Source organism: Streptomyces daqingensis (assembly GCF_014645895.1).
In the GTDB taxonomy this organism is placed as follows: domain Bacteria; phylum Actinomycetota; class Actinomycetes; order Streptomycetales; family Streptomycetaceae; genus Streptomyces; species Streptomyces daqingensis.
Window position 1 is genome coordinate 15,990 of the sequence record NZ_BMMP01000018.1, and the last position, 14,846, is coordinate 30,835.

At 72.9% G+C, this 14,846-nt stretch carries 13 protein-coding genes and 1 tRNA gene; 6 read left to right on the forward strand and 8 right to left on the reverse strand.

Annotated elements, in window-relative coordinates; all coding sequences use genetic code 11:
- Positions 1 to 43: 43 nt before the first annotated feature.
- On the reverse strand, positions 44 to 1,666 hold the full coding sequence (locus IEY56_RS23505; protein WP_229712144.1) for an ROK family transcriptional regulator: 1,623 nt from the start codon (positions 1,664 to 1,666) through the stop codon (positions 44 to 46).
- Positions 1,667 to 1,721: 55 nt separating this feature from the next.
- On the opposite strand from IEY56_RS23505, the gene IEY56_RS23510 reads away from it, so the two are divergent.
- The gene (locus IEY56_RS23510) at positions 1,722 to 2,813 is read left to right on the forward strand and encodes a Gfo/Idh/MocA family protein (RefSeq protein ID WP_189039273.1); all 1,092 of its coding nucleotides are present in this window, start codon (positions 1,722 to 1,724) and stop codon (positions 2,811 to 2,813) included.
- Positions 2,814 to 2,892: 79 nt separating this feature from the next.
- Here the strand turns inward: IEY56_RS23510 and IEY56_RS23515 are convergent, their stop codons facing one another.
- The 3 genes from IEY56_RS23515 to IEY56_RS23525 all read right to left on the reverse strand — a co-directional run bounded on the left by IEY56_RS23515 (position 2,893) and on the right by IEY56_RS23525 (position 5,422).
- Positions 2,893 to 3,753, reverse strand: a complete 861-nt coding sequence (locus IEY56_RS23515; protein WP_189039274.1) for a fumarylacetoacetate hydrolase family protein — start codon at positions 3,751 to 3,753, stop codon at positions 2,893 to 2,895.
- A gap of 121 nt (positions 3,754 to 3,874) precedes the next feature.
- On the reverse strand, positions 3,875 to 4,768 hold the full coding sequence (locus IEY56_RS23520) for a YidC/Oxa1 family membrane protein insertase (protein WP_189039275.1): 894 nt from the start codon (positions 4,766 to 4,768) through the stop codon (positions 3,875 to 3,877).
- A gap of 339 nt (positions 4,769 to 5,107) precedes the next feature.
- Positions 5,108 to 5,422 carry a DUF6412 domain-containing protein gene (locus IEY56_RS23525; RefSeq protein WP_189039276.1) on the reverse strand — a complete coding sequence of 105 codons (315 nt, stop codon included), beginning with the start codon at positions 5,420 to 5,422 and terminating at the stop codon, positions 5,108 to 5,110.
- Positions 5,423 to 5,662: 240 nt separating this feature from the next.
- Here IEY56_RS23525 and rdgB point away from each other — a divergent pair, with 240 nt between their 5' ends.
- The gene (rdgB, locus tag IEY56_RS23530) at positions 5,663 to 6,289 is read left to right on the forward strand and encodes an RdgB/HAM1 family non-canonical purine NTP pyrophosphatase (protein ID WP_189039277.1); all 627 of its coding nucleotides are present in this window, start codon (positions 5,663 to 5,665) and stop codon (positions 6,287 to 6,289) included.
- 95 nt (positions 6,290 to 6,384) lie between these two features.
- Here the strand turns inward: rdgB and IEY56_RS23535 are convergent.
- The 3 genes from IEY56_RS23535 to bcp form a co-directional block, all read right to left on the reverse strand.
- Positions 6,385 to 6,466: transfer RNA gene (locus IEY56_RS23535), tRNA-Leu, on the reverse strand.
- Positions 6,467 to 6,479: 13 nt separating this feature from the next.
- Positions 6,480 to 7,496: an HNH endonuclease signature motif containing protein gene (locus IEY56_RS23540; RefSeq protein WP_229712145.1), complete on the reverse strand. Its 1,017-nt coding sequence runs from the start codon at positions 7,494 to 7,496 to the stop codon at positions 6,480 to 6,482.
- A gap of 209 nt (positions 7,497 to 7,705) precedes the next feature.
- Positions 7,706 to 8,173, reverse strand: a complete 468-nt coding sequence (gene bcp / locus IEY56_RS23545; RefSeq protein WP_189039278.1) for a thioredoxin-dependent thiol peroxidase — start codon at positions 8,171 to 8,173, stop codon at positions 7,706 to 7,708.
- Positions 8,174 to 8,427: 254 nt separating this feature from the next.
- On the opposite strand from bcp, the gene IEY56_RS23550 reads away from it, so the two are divergent.
- Together IEY56_RS23550 and IEY56_RS23555 are read left to right on the forward strand one after the other, a co-directional pair.
- Positions 8,428 to 8,751, forward strand: a complete 324-nt coding sequence (locus IEY56_RS23550; RefSeq protein WP_045866687.1) for a DUF3618 domain-containing protein — start codon at positions 8,428 to 8,430, stop codon at positions 8,749 to 8,751.
- A gap of 88 nt (positions 8,752 to 8,839) precedes the next feature.
- On the forward strand, positions 8,840 to 9,172 hold the full coding sequence (locus IEY56_RS23555; protein WP_045866686.1) for a GroES family chaperonin: 333 nt from the start codon (positions 8,840 to 8,842) through the stop codon (positions 9,170 to 9,172).
- Positions 9,173 to 9,288: 116 nt separating this feature from the next.
- On the opposite strand, the gene IEY56_RS29125 is transcribed toward IEY56_RS23555, so the two are convergent.
- A complete protein-coding gene (locus IEY56_RS29125; protein ID WP_373292171.1) occupies positions 9,289 to 12,885 on the reverse strand; it encodes a transglycosylase domain-containing protein in 3,597 nt (1,198 codons plus the stop codon).
- Positions 12,886 to 13,136: 251 nt separating this feature from the next.
- On the opposite strand from IEY56_RS29125, the gene IEY56_RS23565 reads away from it, so the two are divergent.
- Together IEY56_RS23565 and IEY56_RS23570 are read left to right on the forward strand one after the other, a co-directional pair.
- Complete coding sequence (locus IEY56_RS23565; protein WP_189039279.1) at positions 13,137 to 13,946, forward strand: ABC transporter permease; 810 nt, start codon at positions 13,137 to 13,139, stop codon at positions 13,944 to 13,946.
- Between the two features lie 124 nt (positions 13,947 to 14,070).
- Positions 14,071 to 14,835, forward strand: coding sequence for an ABC transporter permease (locus IEY56_RS23570; protein WP_189039334.1), 765 nt, complete (start codon positions 14,071 to 14,073; stop codon positions 14,833 to 14,835).
- The last annotated feature ends 11 nt before the right edge of the window (positions 14,836 to 14,846 follow it).

Below are 14,846 nucleotides of genomic sequence, written 5' to 3' on the forward strand. Positions count from 1 at the left end.
TGGTGCCGGGCCGGGCGCGCGGTACGACCGGGCGCGGCCACGTTCAGCCTACGGCTTCCCCGGGGGCCGGGGACGGCCGGGACGGCGCGGGAGCCCGGCCGAAGAGGGGAGCCAGGACCAGCTGCGCGGCACCGTCCGCGACCGTGCGCACCCCGTCCGGGACGAGCTCCACCGGTACGTCGCCCGCACGGCCCGGCCCCTGCCCGGTACCCGCCGGGCGGCCGCCCGGGGCACGGGCCCCGCCGCCCCGCACGCCGCGCAGCTCCGCGGCCACGCCGTCGAGGTACGCCTGGGGCTCGGCCAGGACCGTACGTCCGCCCAGCAGCAACCGGTCCAGGTCGAGCAGCTCGACCAGGTTGGCGGCGGCCACGCCGAGGACGCGGGCCGCCTCGGCCGTGTCGCCCCGCCGTACCGCCTCCAGGCAGAGGGCCTCCGCGCATCCGCGCCGGCCACACCGGCACGGAGGCCCGTCGAGGCGCAGCACCTGGTGGCCGAACTCGCCGGCACCGGTGCGCCTTCCCCGGTGCAGCCTGCCCTCCAGGACGAGTCCGGCGCCGAGCCCCGTGCCGAGGTGGAGGTAGGCGAGGGTCTCCTTGCCGCGCAGCGCCAGCCCCAGGGCGGCGGCGTTGGTGTCCTTGTCGACGACGACCGGCATGCCCAGCCGCCGCGCGAGCTCGTCGCGCAGCGGGAAGCCGGCCCATTCCGGGAAGCCGGTGACCTGCCGCAGCACGCCGCGGGCGTGGTCCAGCGGGCCGGGAGCGGCCACACCCACGCCGAGGACGCTTCCCCAGCGCCCGCCGACACCCGTGGCACCGGTGCCGTCATCGTCGGGGGCCTCGGCTCGAACCTCGGCCCCGGCCCCGGCCTCGGTCCCGGTCCCGGTCTCGCCGTCGGATGCGGGCCGGCCGGCTTCCGCGTCGGCGGCCGGGGCCTCACCCGCAGCCTCGCCCGGGAGCCGCTGCCCTCCGGCTCGGGCGCCGTCCGACGCCTGCTCCCGGCGGCCCTCCCCACGCGCCTCCTGCCCCGTATCGGTCCACAGCTCCCCCTCCTCCGAGACCGCCCGCAGCCGCTCGCGGCCGGACTCCTCCTCGTCCGGCACCCGCCCGTCGCGTCCCGGCGGACGCGGGGCCGCCCACACCTCGCCCGCCGACGCCTGCTGCCACAGTTCACCGCCCGCGACCTCCTCCGCGCTCGCGGCGGGACGTTCGGCGGCACCCGCCCCGAGCGCCGGCAGGCCCGCGCCGATGAGGCCGTACACGGAGGACTCGACAGCGTCGAGCAGCGTCTCCGCACCCGCACCCAAATCGAGGGGAGCCGTGCGTCCCGCGACGACGCTGCCCGACAGGTCGACGAGCACGGCCAGCAGATGGTCCCGGTCCAGATGTATCCCCACCGCGTGCCGCGCACCGGGGGCGAGCCTGAGAACCGTGCTCGGCTTGCCGCCGGTCGAGGCACGCCTGCCCGCCTCGGTGACCAGCCCGTGCGACCGCAGACGCGCAGTGATCTTGCTGACGGCCTGCGGCGTCAGCCCCGAGCGCACCGCCAGCTCGCTGCGGCTGGCCCCCTCCTGCCCCGCGACACGCAGCAGACCCAGGACACGGGCGGCGCTCGTCCCGTACGGCACGACGAGTTCGCTTCCGCCGTTCATGGCGGGTTCACTGGTCATGAGGTCATTGTGCGCGCGGGTTGCACTTACGCAACCGCGTTGCGAAAGTGTCCGCATGGACCGTACGGAAGAAGCCGCTCCCCCTCCCCTCCGCGTCGGGCTCATCGGCTACGGCCTCGCGGGCTCCGTGTTCCACTCACCCCTCATCGCCTCCACCGAGGGACTCACGCTGGACAGCGTCGTCACCGCGAACCCCGAACGGCGCGCGCAGGTACACGCCGAGCACGGCTCCTCCATGCGGACGCTCGCCACGACCCGTGAACTCTTCGCCCGCGCCGACGCCCTGGACCTCGTCGTCGTCGCCTCCCCCAACCGCACGCACTACGCGCTGGCGCGGCAGGCGCTGGAGGCCGGCCTCCCCGTGGTCGTCGACAAGCCCCTCGCCGGAACCGTCGCCGAGGCCCAGCAGCTGGCCTCCCTCGCGGCCGAACGCGGCCTGATGCTCTCCGCGTTCCACAACCGCCGCTGGGACAACGACTTCCGCACGGTCCGCGCGCTCCTCGCCGACGGGGCGCTGGGCGGCGAAGTCCGGCGCTTCGAGTCCCGCTACGAACGCTGGCGGCCCGGACTCAAGGGCGGCTGGCGGGAGTCCGGCGATCCCGCCGAAGCAGGCGGCCTGCTCTACGACTTGGGCAGCCACCTCGTGGACCAGGCACTGACGCTCTTCGGGCCGGCCACCTCGATCTACGCCGAGTCAGACGTCCGCCGCACCGGCGCCGAAGCGGACGACGACACGTTCATCGCCCTCACCCACGCCGACGGCGTCCGCTCCCACCTGTGGGTGAGCGCCGTCGCCGCCCAACTCGGGCCCCGCTTCCGCGTACTGGGCAGCGAGGCCGCATACGTGAAGGACGGACTCGACCCGCAGGAGGCGGCGCTGCGGGAAGGCGCCCGGCCTGTGCCCGGACAACGCTGGGGCGTGGAACCGGAGTCCGCCTGGGGGACGCTCGGGGACCTCGAGGCGCGGCGGCCCGTCCCCACGCTCGACGGCGACTACCCCGCGTACTACGCCGGGATCGTCACCGCCCTGCGCGAAGGCGCACCGCCGCCGGTCACAGCGCACGAGGCCGTCGCGACGATCCGGGTACTGGAGGCCGCGCGAACCTCGGCACTCGAAGCGCGCGTCGTCACGACCGACCTCGCCTGAGCGGACGGCAGTCCGGGCACGGGACGCACACCGCGCGTGGCAGTTCGAGGCGCGCCGGAAGAGCCCGGACCGCCGGACCTCAGGCGTCCCGCAACTCCTGGCGCTGGCGCCCCAGTCCGTCGATCTCCAGCTCCACCACGTCCCCAGCCCGCAGATACGGCTTCGGCTCAGGCGCACCCATGGCCACGCCCGCAGGCGTACCCGTGTTGATGACGTCACCGGGTCGCAGCGTCATGAACTGGCTGAGATAGCGCACCACTTCGGCGACAGGGAAGATCTGCTCGGCCGTGGTGCCGTCCTGCTTCAGCTCGCCGTTCACCCACAGCCTCAGCCCCAGCGCCTGCGGATCGGCGACCTCGTCCGACGTCACCAGCCAGGGCCCCAGCGGGTTGAACGTCTCGCAGTTCTTGCCCTTGTCCCACTGCCCGCCGCGCTCCAGCTGGAACGCACGCTCCGAGACGTCATGGGAGACCGCGTACCCCGCCACCGCCGCCGACGCCTCCTCGTCCGACGAGAGATAGCGGGCCGTGCGGCCGATCACCACCGCCAGCTCCACCTCCCAGTCGGTCTTGCGGCTGCCCCGCGGCACGAGGACGTCGTCGTACGCCCCGACGACGGTGTCCGGAGCCTTCATGAACAGGATCGGCTCCTCCGGAACCGCCCCGCCCGTCTCACGGGCGTGATCGTGGTAGTTCAGCCCGATGCACACGACCTTGCCGATCCCGGCCACCGGCGGGCCGACCCGCAGCCCCGCCGGCTCCAGCGCGGGCAGCCCACCGGCGGAGCCGGCCGCCTCGCGTACGCGCCCGAGCGCCGCACCGTCGCCGAGCAACGCACCGTCGATGTCGCCGACGACGGCCGACAGGTCCCGGAGGACACCCGACTCGTCCAGCAGCGCCGGGCGCTCGGCACCCGCCGGTCCGACCCGCAGCAGCTTCAAGATCTACTCCCGGAGTTGAGCACTTCCGCGGCGCCGCGTGGCAACCAGCCACGCGGCGCCGGTCTGTCGCAAAAGGAGCGGCCGATCCTCCAAGACGGAGTTCAGATCCACAACCCGGTGTTCACGTAGTGGACCGCCGAACGGCCGAAGCCGCCCGCGAGCGGCGTCCCCCGGTGCGCCCCTGCGGCCCTCCCGAAGACCGTCCCGCCGACGGCTCCGCCGCCCGCTCCGGCGTCCGGCCGTCCGTCGGGCCGCCCGGCTGCCTCCCCGCCCCGAGCGCCGCGCGCTCCACAGCCGTCCACGTCGTGCTCGTCACCACGTACAGCGCCGCGGCGAGCGGCACTACCGCCACCGTGACCAGCGTCCCGAAGGACAGCAGCGGAAGCAGACGCCCCATGGCCGCCGCACCCGGCACCTCGGGCACCGCCTGCCCGGACCGGCCCGGAACCGCACGCTGCCCGGCCGTCACGGAACCCGACGACCGCCCGCCGCTCCCGGCGGCCTCCGCCGTCAGCCTGCGCGTACGCACGTACGTCCACGTCGCCACCGCCGCGACCAGGACGAACAGTCCCACGTACACCAGACCCCGCGCACCGAGGAGACCGCCCGCCTCCAGCGCGTCCGGCCAGCGCCCGCCCAGCGGAGCACCCAGCAGGGTCTCGCCGAGCAACTCACCGTCCCGGGTGAAAAGGTAGTACATCGCGAAGAAGACCGGGAGCTGCAGCAGCATCGGCAGGCAGCCCGCCACCGGCGAGGCACCCTCCCTCGCCTGCAACTCACCCACCGCGTGCCGCAGACGCTCCGGATCGCTTCCGTGCTTGCGCCGCAACTCCGCCAGCTGCGGAGCGAGCCGAGCCCGCACCCGCTCACCCCGGACCGCCGCCCGCGCCAGCGGATGCAGCGCCAGACGCACGCACAGCGTGAACGCCACGATTGCGGCAGCCGTCGCGGAGGCACCGAAGAACGGTGCGAGACCGCCGGACAGTTGCGCCACGACAGAACTGAAGAAAGACATGGTGAGCCCTCCACGGGGTCTCGTCGTACCGGATCAGGTCGCACACCGGCCCCGGCAGGACCGGCGAAGAGATCGGCGTGACGAGCCGCGCAGACACGGCGGAAGGCTCAACGAGAGGCAGCGGCAGGTCAGTCGGCGTCGCCGACGGGACGTAGACCGACGTTCCGATCGGTTCTACCGGCCGGCCGGAACCATCAGCCGCCGGGACCGGCCAGGGCCGGCCGCCGGGCAACCAGCGTCGGAGATCGTCAGCGACAGCCTCCGGGCGTCATACAGACCCCGGGGACCACTGCGCGAAGAAGCTGCCTGGCAGCAGGAGACGTTGAGGCGAAGAGCGCGCTACGCGGCCGTCAGAGACCCGCCGCCCGGCGCTCGAGGACGCGGACGCCCCGCGGCGTCAGGATCACGCTGCGGCAGGAACGCCGTACGCAGCTCCCGGTCCCGGATCGCCGTACGCACCCTGTCCGGTGGCACGCGCGGTGCGGAGAGGACCGCTGCGCCCACGAGAGTCCGGCACACCAGCATCACCGCCGCGGCCGTCGCGGCGGCGGTCAGCACGGTGCTCAGACCCGCCTCGGCGAACAGGAACCCCACGAGCGAGAGCAGCAGCGCGGAGAGATACAGGCGCCAAGCGCTCACAGTCCGGTAGACCACGCTCAGCCCCCTCTCATCCGCACGCCCCGCACACCGCCCGGTCCGCAGACCGACCTGAACTCGGCCTGCCCGTACGACAATAGCGCGTAACCCCCGCAAGCCGCCGCTGGTCCGGCCCGCCCCGCCACGGACGAGCCCCCACGACCCCGCCGGGGGCCCCGAGCCACCGAGCCGACGCCGCGCGCACCTGACCCGCCCCGCCCCGGACCGGCCCCTCCACAGCCCTGGATAATCGAGCCCATGAGCAGCAGCACCGACCCGCGCCCCCGCCGCCTCGTCCTCGCCACCCGGAACCCCCACAAGGTCACCGAACTCCAGGCGATCCTCACCGCCGAGGGACTCGACCTCGAACTCGTCGGAGCGGACGCCTACCCGGAGATCCCCGACGTCAAGGAGACCGGCGTGACCTTCGCCGAGAACGCCCTCCTCAAAGCCCGCACCCTCGCCCGGGCCACTGCGCTGCCCGCCGTCGCCGACGACTCCGGCCTCTGCGTCGACGTCCTCGGCGGCGCCCCCGGCATCTTCTCCGCCCGCTGGGCCGGACGGCACGGCGACGACAAGGCCAACCTCGACCTGCTCCTCGCCCAGATCTCCGACATCACGGACGAACACCGGGGGGCGTACTTCGCCTGCGCCGCGGCCCTCGCCCTGCCCGACGGCACCGAACGCGTCACCGAAGGCCGCCTCACCGGCACCCTGCGGCACACCCCCGCCGGAACGGGCGGCTTCGGCTACGACCCGGTCCTGCAGCCCGACGGCGAGACCCGTACCTGCGCCGAACTCACCCCCGAGGAGAAGAACGCCGTCAGCCACCGCGGCCGCGCCTTCCGCGCCCTGGCCCCGGTGGTACGCGACCTGCTGGGGTGACGCCCGCGCAGCAGCGCGAACGGCCTCCGGGGAGCAAGGGACGCGGAGCCCGGAACGGAAAGACCCCACTCCCGCGGCAGGAGTGGGGTCCGCTGTGCGCGAGGAGGGACTCGAACCCTCACGCCCTAGGGCATCGGTACCTAAAACCGACCCGTCTGCCAGTTCCGGCACTCGCGCTGCGCGGGACATCCTACTGCCGCGGAGGTCCTGCCGGCCGCGAGCCCCGGCGGCGGTTGCGCCCGCACCACGTCTCCGTGACCGCGTGGCAGTTGGGGCAGAGGTAGCGCAGGTTCTCCCGGCGGTTGTCGCGCCACTCGCCGTTGATGTGGTCGATCTGCAAGGTCAGACGGGCACCCTCCCACTCGCCGGGGTTGCCGCACTGAGCGCACGCGTAGACCGCCCCGACCTCGTCGAGCGCCCGGCGAAGGCGTTCGTGGTTGACGCGGGGCATGCCCTCCGGGCGGATCCGCAGCACCTGCCGCGCGATCCGCCGCGGCTGCGGCGGACGCGGCACCGTCCGGCGGCTGCGGGCTTCGAAGTGGCCGGTGCCGAGGCCGAGTCGGGCGGTGCTCCGCCGCACCCGCCGGCGGTTCACCTCGTCGACGGGCATGCCCATCGCCCGCAGCACGTCAGCGTAGTTGCGGCTCCGTGCGACGGCCCGGCGCAGCTCCTCCTCCGGAATCGCCACGCGGGAGTGGGAGAAGTGCGAGGTGTCGACGCCGAGGGCCCGGACCGTTCGCCCCAGCGCCGCCCGGGAACGTCCGTCCTCGGGCACCCCGAGCCGGCGGGCCAGCTCGCGGAGGCTCCGCACGCCCCCGGCCGCGGCCCGGACGTCCTCCTCTGAGAAGGGCACCTCGATGCGGCGCCTGCTGAGCCCCGGGATGTGCTCGGTGTCCATGCCGGCCGCGGCGATCCTGCGCCGGATATGGGAGAGCGCCCCGGTGGAGGGCCTGGCCCCCAGCTTCTCGGCGACCTCCCGGAGCACCGTCGACGAGGCCACTGCCTCAGCGATCGCCTCGTCGGTGTACTTCCGCCAGGGAGTGCGGCGCACGAAGTGCCCGGTGTCCATGCCGTGCCGGGCGACGGCTCTCTGCAGGCTCCTCCGCTGCCCCCCGTTGGCCGGCAGACCCAGGGCGCGCATCACGCCCGCCCAGCTCGACGCCGCGGCCACCGCCTCGGCCAGCTGTTCCTTCGTGTACTTCCCCACCGACCGCCGCCCCCGCCGCCGTCCGTCCCGCCTCCGGCGGCCGCGACGGTGTCCGCACACCCCCACGCGTGCGGACACCTGTCGCGGCCTCGTACACATCAACGACGAGAGGCGCCCGCGGTTACGCCTATCGGGTCAGTCACCGTCGCCCGGCTCGCCCCCGCCACGGGCCGCTCCCCGGGCCGGCAGGCGGGCGGTGCCGGGCCGGGTCAGATCTTCAGATCCTTGATCAGCTTCGCCACGTGCCCGGTGGCCTTCACGTTGTAGAACGCCTGCAGGACCGCGCCGTCCTCACCGACGACGACGGTGGAGCGGATGACGCCCGTGACCGTCTTGCCGTAGAGCTTCTTCTCGCCGAAGGCCCCGTACGCCTCCATCGTCTCCTTCGACGGGTCGCCGACGAGCGTGACCTTCAGGTTCTCCTCGTCCCGGAACTTGGCGAGCTTCTCCGGCTTGTCGGGCGAGACGCCGATGACGTCGTAGCCGGCGGCGGCGAGGACGTCCAGGTTGTCGGTGAAGTCGCAGGCCTGCTTGGTGCAGCCGGGAGTCATGGCCGCCGGGTAGAAGTAGACGATGACCTTGCGGCCTTTGCGGTCGGCGAGCGAGACCGGGTTGCCGTCGGCGTCCGGGAGGGAGAAGTCGGGGGCGGTGTCGCCGGGCTGCAGTCGCTCACTCATCTGTGCTCCTTGTGTCTGCTTGGTCCGCCCCGAGGGTAGCCGGAGGAGTCCGGCGCCGGGGGTGCCGCGGGGCGCTGGGCAGCGTGAGCTGACAGACTGTCCACCTGGCCCCGTCCGTTCGGCCGGGCCGGTCCGGGGAACGCGGAATGTCATACGTGTCCGTCGGTCCCCCGGCGGCCGACTGACGCGGGCGCGGCCGGTGTTGGCCGGACCAGTGACCGATCGAGCGACGGACGAGCGACGGAGGCAGCGCGGTGTCGAATGCCAGGACTCCCGCGGACATCGAGGCGGACATCCTCAACAGGCGGCGCGAACTCGCGGCGACGCTTGACGAGATCGCCGTCCGCGTGCACCCCAGGACGATCGCGGGGGACGCCAAGGCGAAGGCCGCGGCGGCGGTGGACAGGACGGCGGGGCGTGCCTACGTGGCCGTCAACATGGCTTTGGCGGACGTGCGGGCGACGTTCGTCGACGAGAAGGGTTCGCCGCGTCTGGAGCGCGTCGTGCCGGTCGCGATCGTCGCGGTGACGCTCGTCGGGGGGCTGTTCGCTCTCTCGGCTCGGCGTCGGCGCGGCTGAATCGCTGATATACGGTCTACACGTGAGTTCCGAGACGCCTACCGGACATGCGGGCCCCGGCACGAAAGCCGACGCGGCCACGACGCGCATGCCGGAACACGACAAGCTCCCGATCCGCATGCTGCACGACCGTGTGCTGGTGCGTACGGACATCGAGGAGGGTGAGCGCCGGTCCTCGGGCGGGATCGTGATTCCCGCGACGGCGGCTGTGGGCCGCCGGCTGGCCTGGGCCGAGGTGGTCGCCGTCGGGCAGAACGTGCGGACGGTCGAGCCGGGCGACCGCGTGCTCTACGACCCCGAGGACATGGCGGAGGTCGAGGTCCGCGGCGTCGCCTACACGCTGATGCGCGAGCGCGACCTTCACGCGGTGGCGGCCGAGCGGCTGCAGGGGTCCCAGGACTCCACGGGGCTCTATCTGTAGGTGACGCAATGGAGTCGGGCCGGCCGCGTGGAGTGCGGCCGGCCCGTTCACGTGCGCAGCGGAGGAGCGGAACCGCGGAGGCGGGGCGACCGGGTGGCCGGAGCCGGCCCCGCGGATCAGTCCACGGTCTGGGCGAGTTCCTCTTCCCCGGGTTCGGTGCGGGCCGCGGCCTGTCCGCCCACCGTGTTGCCGCCCTGCCAGCCGTTGCCGCCGCCCGGGTCTCCCTGGGTGTCGCCGCCGTCGACGCCGCCCTGGTTGCCCTGGGTGTTGCCGCCTTCGAGGCCTCCGGTCGGCGGGGTGCCGGGGTCTGTGGGCGGATCGGTGGGCGGTGTGCTGGGCGGGCCCGGGTCGGTCGGCGGCACGCTGGGGCCGTCCGTGGGCGGTCCTGACGTGCCGGGGTCGCCGGGCGGCTGGGACGTGCCGGGGTCGCCGGGCGGCGCGCTCGGTACGTCGCCGCCGTCGGTCTTGAGGTCGAAGTCGCGGACGGGCTCGCCCTCGAGCGCGGCCTTGGTGTAGTCGCCCCAGATCTCGGCGGGGAAGCCGCCGCCGTTGACTCGGGGGACGCCGGCCGCCCCGTAGAGGGGTTTCTGCTCACCGGTCTCGGAGTTCTGGCCCATCACGCTGATGACGGTGGCCAGTTCGGGGGTGTATCCGGCGAACCAGGCGGCCTTGTCCTCCTCGGCGGTGCCGGTCTTGCCCGCGGCGGGACGTCCAGCGGCCTGTGCGGCGACGCCGGTTCCGCTCTGGACGACCTTGCGCAGTACGGCGGTCGTGGAGTCCGCGGCCTTGCGCGGCACTTCCCGTACGGGGTCGTGGCTGGGGAGTTCGATGACCTCGCCGCCCCGGGTGGCCTTCTCCACGAGGCTGTAGTGGCCCCGCTTGCCGTGGTTGGCCAGCGTCGCGTACGCCTGTGCCATGTCGGTGGTGGAGGCGGTGGCGACGCCGAGGGCGATGGATCCGTCCTCGGGCATGTTGGGGGTCTTCTCCGGAAGGCCGAGGTCGATGGCCGTCCGCTTGACCGTCTTCGGGCCGACGTCCACGCCCATCTGCGCGAACACCGAGTTGACCGACTTGTTCATGGCTTCGGTGACGGGGATCTGCCCGTAGGACTTCTCGTCCTCGTTCTCCGGCTTGTAGCCGGTGCCGTTGCCGTCGCTGACGACTTCGCGCTTGTTGGTCCCGTCGTAGACGGTGCCGGCGTTGATGGCGCGGCCGTCCTGCGTCCTGGATCCGTTCTGGACGGCGGAGGTGAAGATGAACGGCTTGAAGGTGGAGCCGACCTGGTAGTCGCGGCGGGTGGCGTTGTTGACGAACTGCTCGGTGTAGTCGATGCCGCCGTACATGGCGACGATCTTCCCGGTCTTCGGATCGACCGAAGTGCCGCCCGCACGCACGTACTTGTCGACCTTGCGGTCCTTGTCGAGCTTCGACATCAGCCGCTTCTCGACCGCGTCCGCCATGGCCTTCTGCCGGTCGGGGTCGAGAGTGGTGGTGATGCGGAAGCCGCCCGCGGCGAGGCGCCGTTCGTCGATGATCTCGTTGCTGATGAGGTAGTTCTTGACGGCCTCGACGATGTAGCCGCGCTGGCCCGACATGCCTGTGGACGGACGGGCGGGGCTGGGTTCGGGGAACTCCAGCTTCTCGCTCTCGTTCTGCGTCATCGAGCCCGTCTTGACCATGCCGTCGACGACGTAGTGCCAGCGGGCGACGGCCCTCTTGCGGTTCTCCGGGTGGGCCTGGGTGTCGTAGGCGTTGGGCGAGTTGACGAGGGCGGCGAGGTAGGCGCCCTCGGCGGGGGTGACGTCGGTGATGTCCTTGCCGTAGTACGCGTGTGCGGCGGCTTGGATTCCGTAGGCGTTCCGCCCGAAGTAGCTGGTGTTGAGGTAGCCCTCGAGGATGTCGCTCTTGCTGACCTCGTTGTCGAGTTTCAGGGCGATGAAGAACTCTTTCGCCTTACGGGTCAGGGTCTGGTCCTGATCGAGGTAGTAGTTCTTCACGTACTGCTGAGTGATGGTGGAACCCGACTGTTTTCCGCCACCGGTAAGCATGTTCCAGCCCGCGCGGATCATTGCTTTCGGGTCGATTGCGGATTCTTCGAAGAACTCCCTGTCCTCCGCCGCCAGTACGGCGTCCTGGGTGGACTTGGGGACCTGCGCGAGATGAATGTTCTCCCGGTTGATCTCACCGTCGCGCGCGATCTGGCTGCCGTCGGAGTAGAGGAAGACGTTGGTCTGGGCTGCCGCCGCCTTGTTGGGCTCGGGGATGCTCACGAGCAGGTATCCGGCCACGAGTACGCCGATGACGAGCGTGAGTACGAGCATCACCCCGCCCAGCAGCCACCGCCACGTGGGGATCAGCCTGCGGAACCCCGTCCTGCGCTTGCGGCCACCGGCCATGGCACCGCCGGAAGCGGCGGCCTCGGGGGCGACGCGGGGCGGGGTCCCCGGTGCGGGCTCCCGGCCCGGCCGGGGTTCCTGGCGGGCGGCGGGACCCGGGACGCCGGCCGCCTGGCGCCCGGGGCCGTGCGGGCCGGCGGGCGCACCCGCGGGCACGGACGGGCCCGGGGCGGGCGAGGCAGGGGCGGAGGCGGGCGGCGACGGCGGCCCGGTGATCGCCCAGCTGGGGACGGGGACTTCGCGTTCGGGGCGGGGGCCTGGGACGGGAGCCTCCGCGGGGGCGTCCGCAGCGTCGGTGGCGGGGGTCTCCGTGGCGGGAGCGCCCGCGGGGGTCTCCGCGGCGGGCTCAACCGGGGCGGGGGCGGTGTCGGTGTCCGGGGAGGGGCCTGCGGCGGCGGCCGTGTCCGGGGCGTCCGCCGCATCATGGGCGGTGCCGGCGGCGTCGGCGGCGTCGGCGGGAACCTCGGCTTCACGGGTGTCCGCAGCGTGCTGGGCCTCAGGCCCCTTCGCGGCCGCGTCCTCGCGCGCCGGCGCGCCTGCGGCAGCAGTCTCGGCGGTATCGGCATCGGCGTCTGCGGCAGCCGCCTCGGCGTCGGGGGTCTCGGCACCGGAGACTTCGGCGGCGGGGGCGTCAGCTTCGGGCCCGCCGTCCGCCTCTGCTGCGGCCGGCTCGCGCAGCGCGTCCGTGACCGAGGCGCCGTCGGCATCGGCGTCGGCACCAGCGCCCGCATCGGCGAGGGCGTCAGCGTCTGAGTCAGAGCCCGCGCCCTGGTCGGCACTCACATCAGCACCGGCGTCGGGGCCCGCTTCAGCAGCCGCTTCAGCGCCGTCGGCCTCCACGTCGGCGTCAGCGCTGACTTCAGCATCCGCGCCGCGTTCCGCACCCGCTTCCGCACCGGAGTCGGAGCCCACGTCCGCGTCCGCGTCCACGTCTGTACCGGAATCGGCACCCGTACCGTCGGCACCCGCGCCACCGTCGTCCGCCTGGTCCGCGTGGTCCGCGCCCTCCGGAACGTCCGCGCCGTCCGCGGCCCCGTCGACGGGAGCCGGCTCGTCGGCAGCAGCGGGCCCATCGGCGGAAGCAGCAGCCGGGTCCTGGCCCGGAGCGTCCGGCTCGGCGCCGTCCGCCGTCCCGCTCGATGCGGACGTCTCGGCGGATGCGTCCGAACCGCTGCCGGGGCCGGAGTCGGCGCCGGAGTCGGCTGCCGTGCCGGAGCCCTCGGCGGAACGGTCTGCCGGCCCGTCTGCCGGGCCGGCGGTGGCCGGCTCCGTTCCGGGCCTGCTCTCCCCGCCCTCGCTCTTCGGCTCGTCGCTCATGTTTTCCGGGACCCCTCGTCCAATGTCGGGCGATTCACCTCGTACGCCCCATAAAACACTGCTACCTCGATCGCGCCGTTCACCGGGGGCCGTCGTACGGCGGAGCGCGGCTCCGTCACTGTACGTGCCGCCCGCGGCGGACCTTGCACGCGAATAATCCTTGGCTGCCCGCTCTGCCGGTGGGCTAGGCTCCCTCGTTTCGTAATCGTGAGGAAGTCACACAAGGGAAGACGGAGAAAGGCTTCAAAAGGATGCGCCTTCACGGCGTCTATTTCGCCGTGGCAGCCGGGAGTTTCCGGAGATATGCCACCTACCGGATCGCGACGGCGGCCGGCGTCTTCACGAACACCGTCTTCGGCTTCGTTCTCTCCTACACCTTTCTCGCGCTGTGGAGTGAGCGGCCTCACCTCGGCGGTTACGACCAGTCACAGGCCCTCACCTTCGTGTGGACGGGCCAGGCCCTTCTCGCCGCCGCGTCGCTGATCGGCGGCGGCTTCCAGGAGGAGCTCCAGGAGCGCATCCGCACCGGCGACGTGGCCGTCGACCTGTACCGGCCCGTCGACCTCCAGGCATGGTGGCTTGCGGCGGACCTGGGGAGGGCGGCGTTCCAGCTCCTCGGACGGGGCGCGGTGCCGCTCGCCGTCGGAGCGCTGGCCTTCGATCTGGCGCTGCCGGCCTCGCCGTTGCGGTGGGCGGCGTTCCTCGGGTCGGTCCTGCTGGGGCTGCTCACGGGGTTCGGCCTGCGCTACCTGCTGGCGCTGAGCACGTTCTGGCTGCTGGACGGTTCGGGGCTGAACATGCTCGGCACACTGCTGAGTTCGTTCTTCTCCGGGATGCTGCTGCCGCTGACGATCTTCCCGGGCGAGTTCGGCGAGGTCGTCCGTGTGCTGCCGTGGGCCGCCACGCTCCAGGTCCCGGCGGACGTCCTCCTGGGCGAGTACGAGGGCACCGCGCTGCTCGGCGCGTACGGCTTCCAGGCGGTGTGGGCGCTCGTCCTGCTGGCGGCGGGACGAGCGCTGCAGTCGCTGGCCACGCGGAAGGTGGTGGTCCAGGGTGGCTGAGGTACCGCTGGGCGGGGAGCCCCGGGCGCTGTCCGCGCCGGCGGTCGACGTCCCGGAACCGGCGGCCGAGGGGCCTTGGGCCCGCCTGTGCTGGGGTGTCCGCGCGTACGGCTTCATCGCGGCGATGTGGATCCGCTCGACGATGGTCTACCGGGGCTCGTTCCTGATGATGGTGGCGGGCAGCCTCACCCTCACGGCGCTCGACTTCGCCGCCATCGTGATCATGTTCTCGCACGTGGGGGCGCTGGGCGGTTTCGCGCTGCCGGAGGTGGCGCTGCTGTACGGGACGTGCACCGCCTCGTTCGGCCTGGCGGATCTCCTCATGGGGTCCTTCGACAAGCTGGGGACCCGCGTGCGGGACGGGACGATGGACACGGTGCTGGTGCGGCCCGTCCCGGCTCTGGCTCAGGTCGCCGCCGACCGGTTCGCGCTGCGGCGGCTGGGCCGTGTCCTGCAGAGCGCGGCCGTACTGGGTTGGGCGCTGGCGAACGTCGACGTCGACTGGTCGGGCGGTTCGGTGCTGCTGCTCGTGGTGACGCTGCTGAGCGGGGCCGCGATCTTCTGTTCGCTGTTCGTGCTGGGCGGGGCGTTCCAGTTCGTCGCGCAGGACGCGGCCGAGGTGCAGAACTCGTTCACGTACGGCGGTGTGACTTTGCTGGAGTACCCGCCGACGATCTTCGCGAAGGAACTCGTGCGGGGTGTGACGTTCGTGGTGCCGTTGGCGTTCGTCAACTGGCTGCCGGTGCTGCGGATCCTGGGCGAGGACGATCCGCTGGGCCTGCCGGGGTGGGTGGACTTCGGCGGGCCGGTGGTGGCCGCGGCGTGCTGCGCGCTGGCCGGTCTCGCGTGGCGGGCGGGGCTGCGGGCCTATCGGAGCACGGGCAGTTGAGCGGCGTGGCG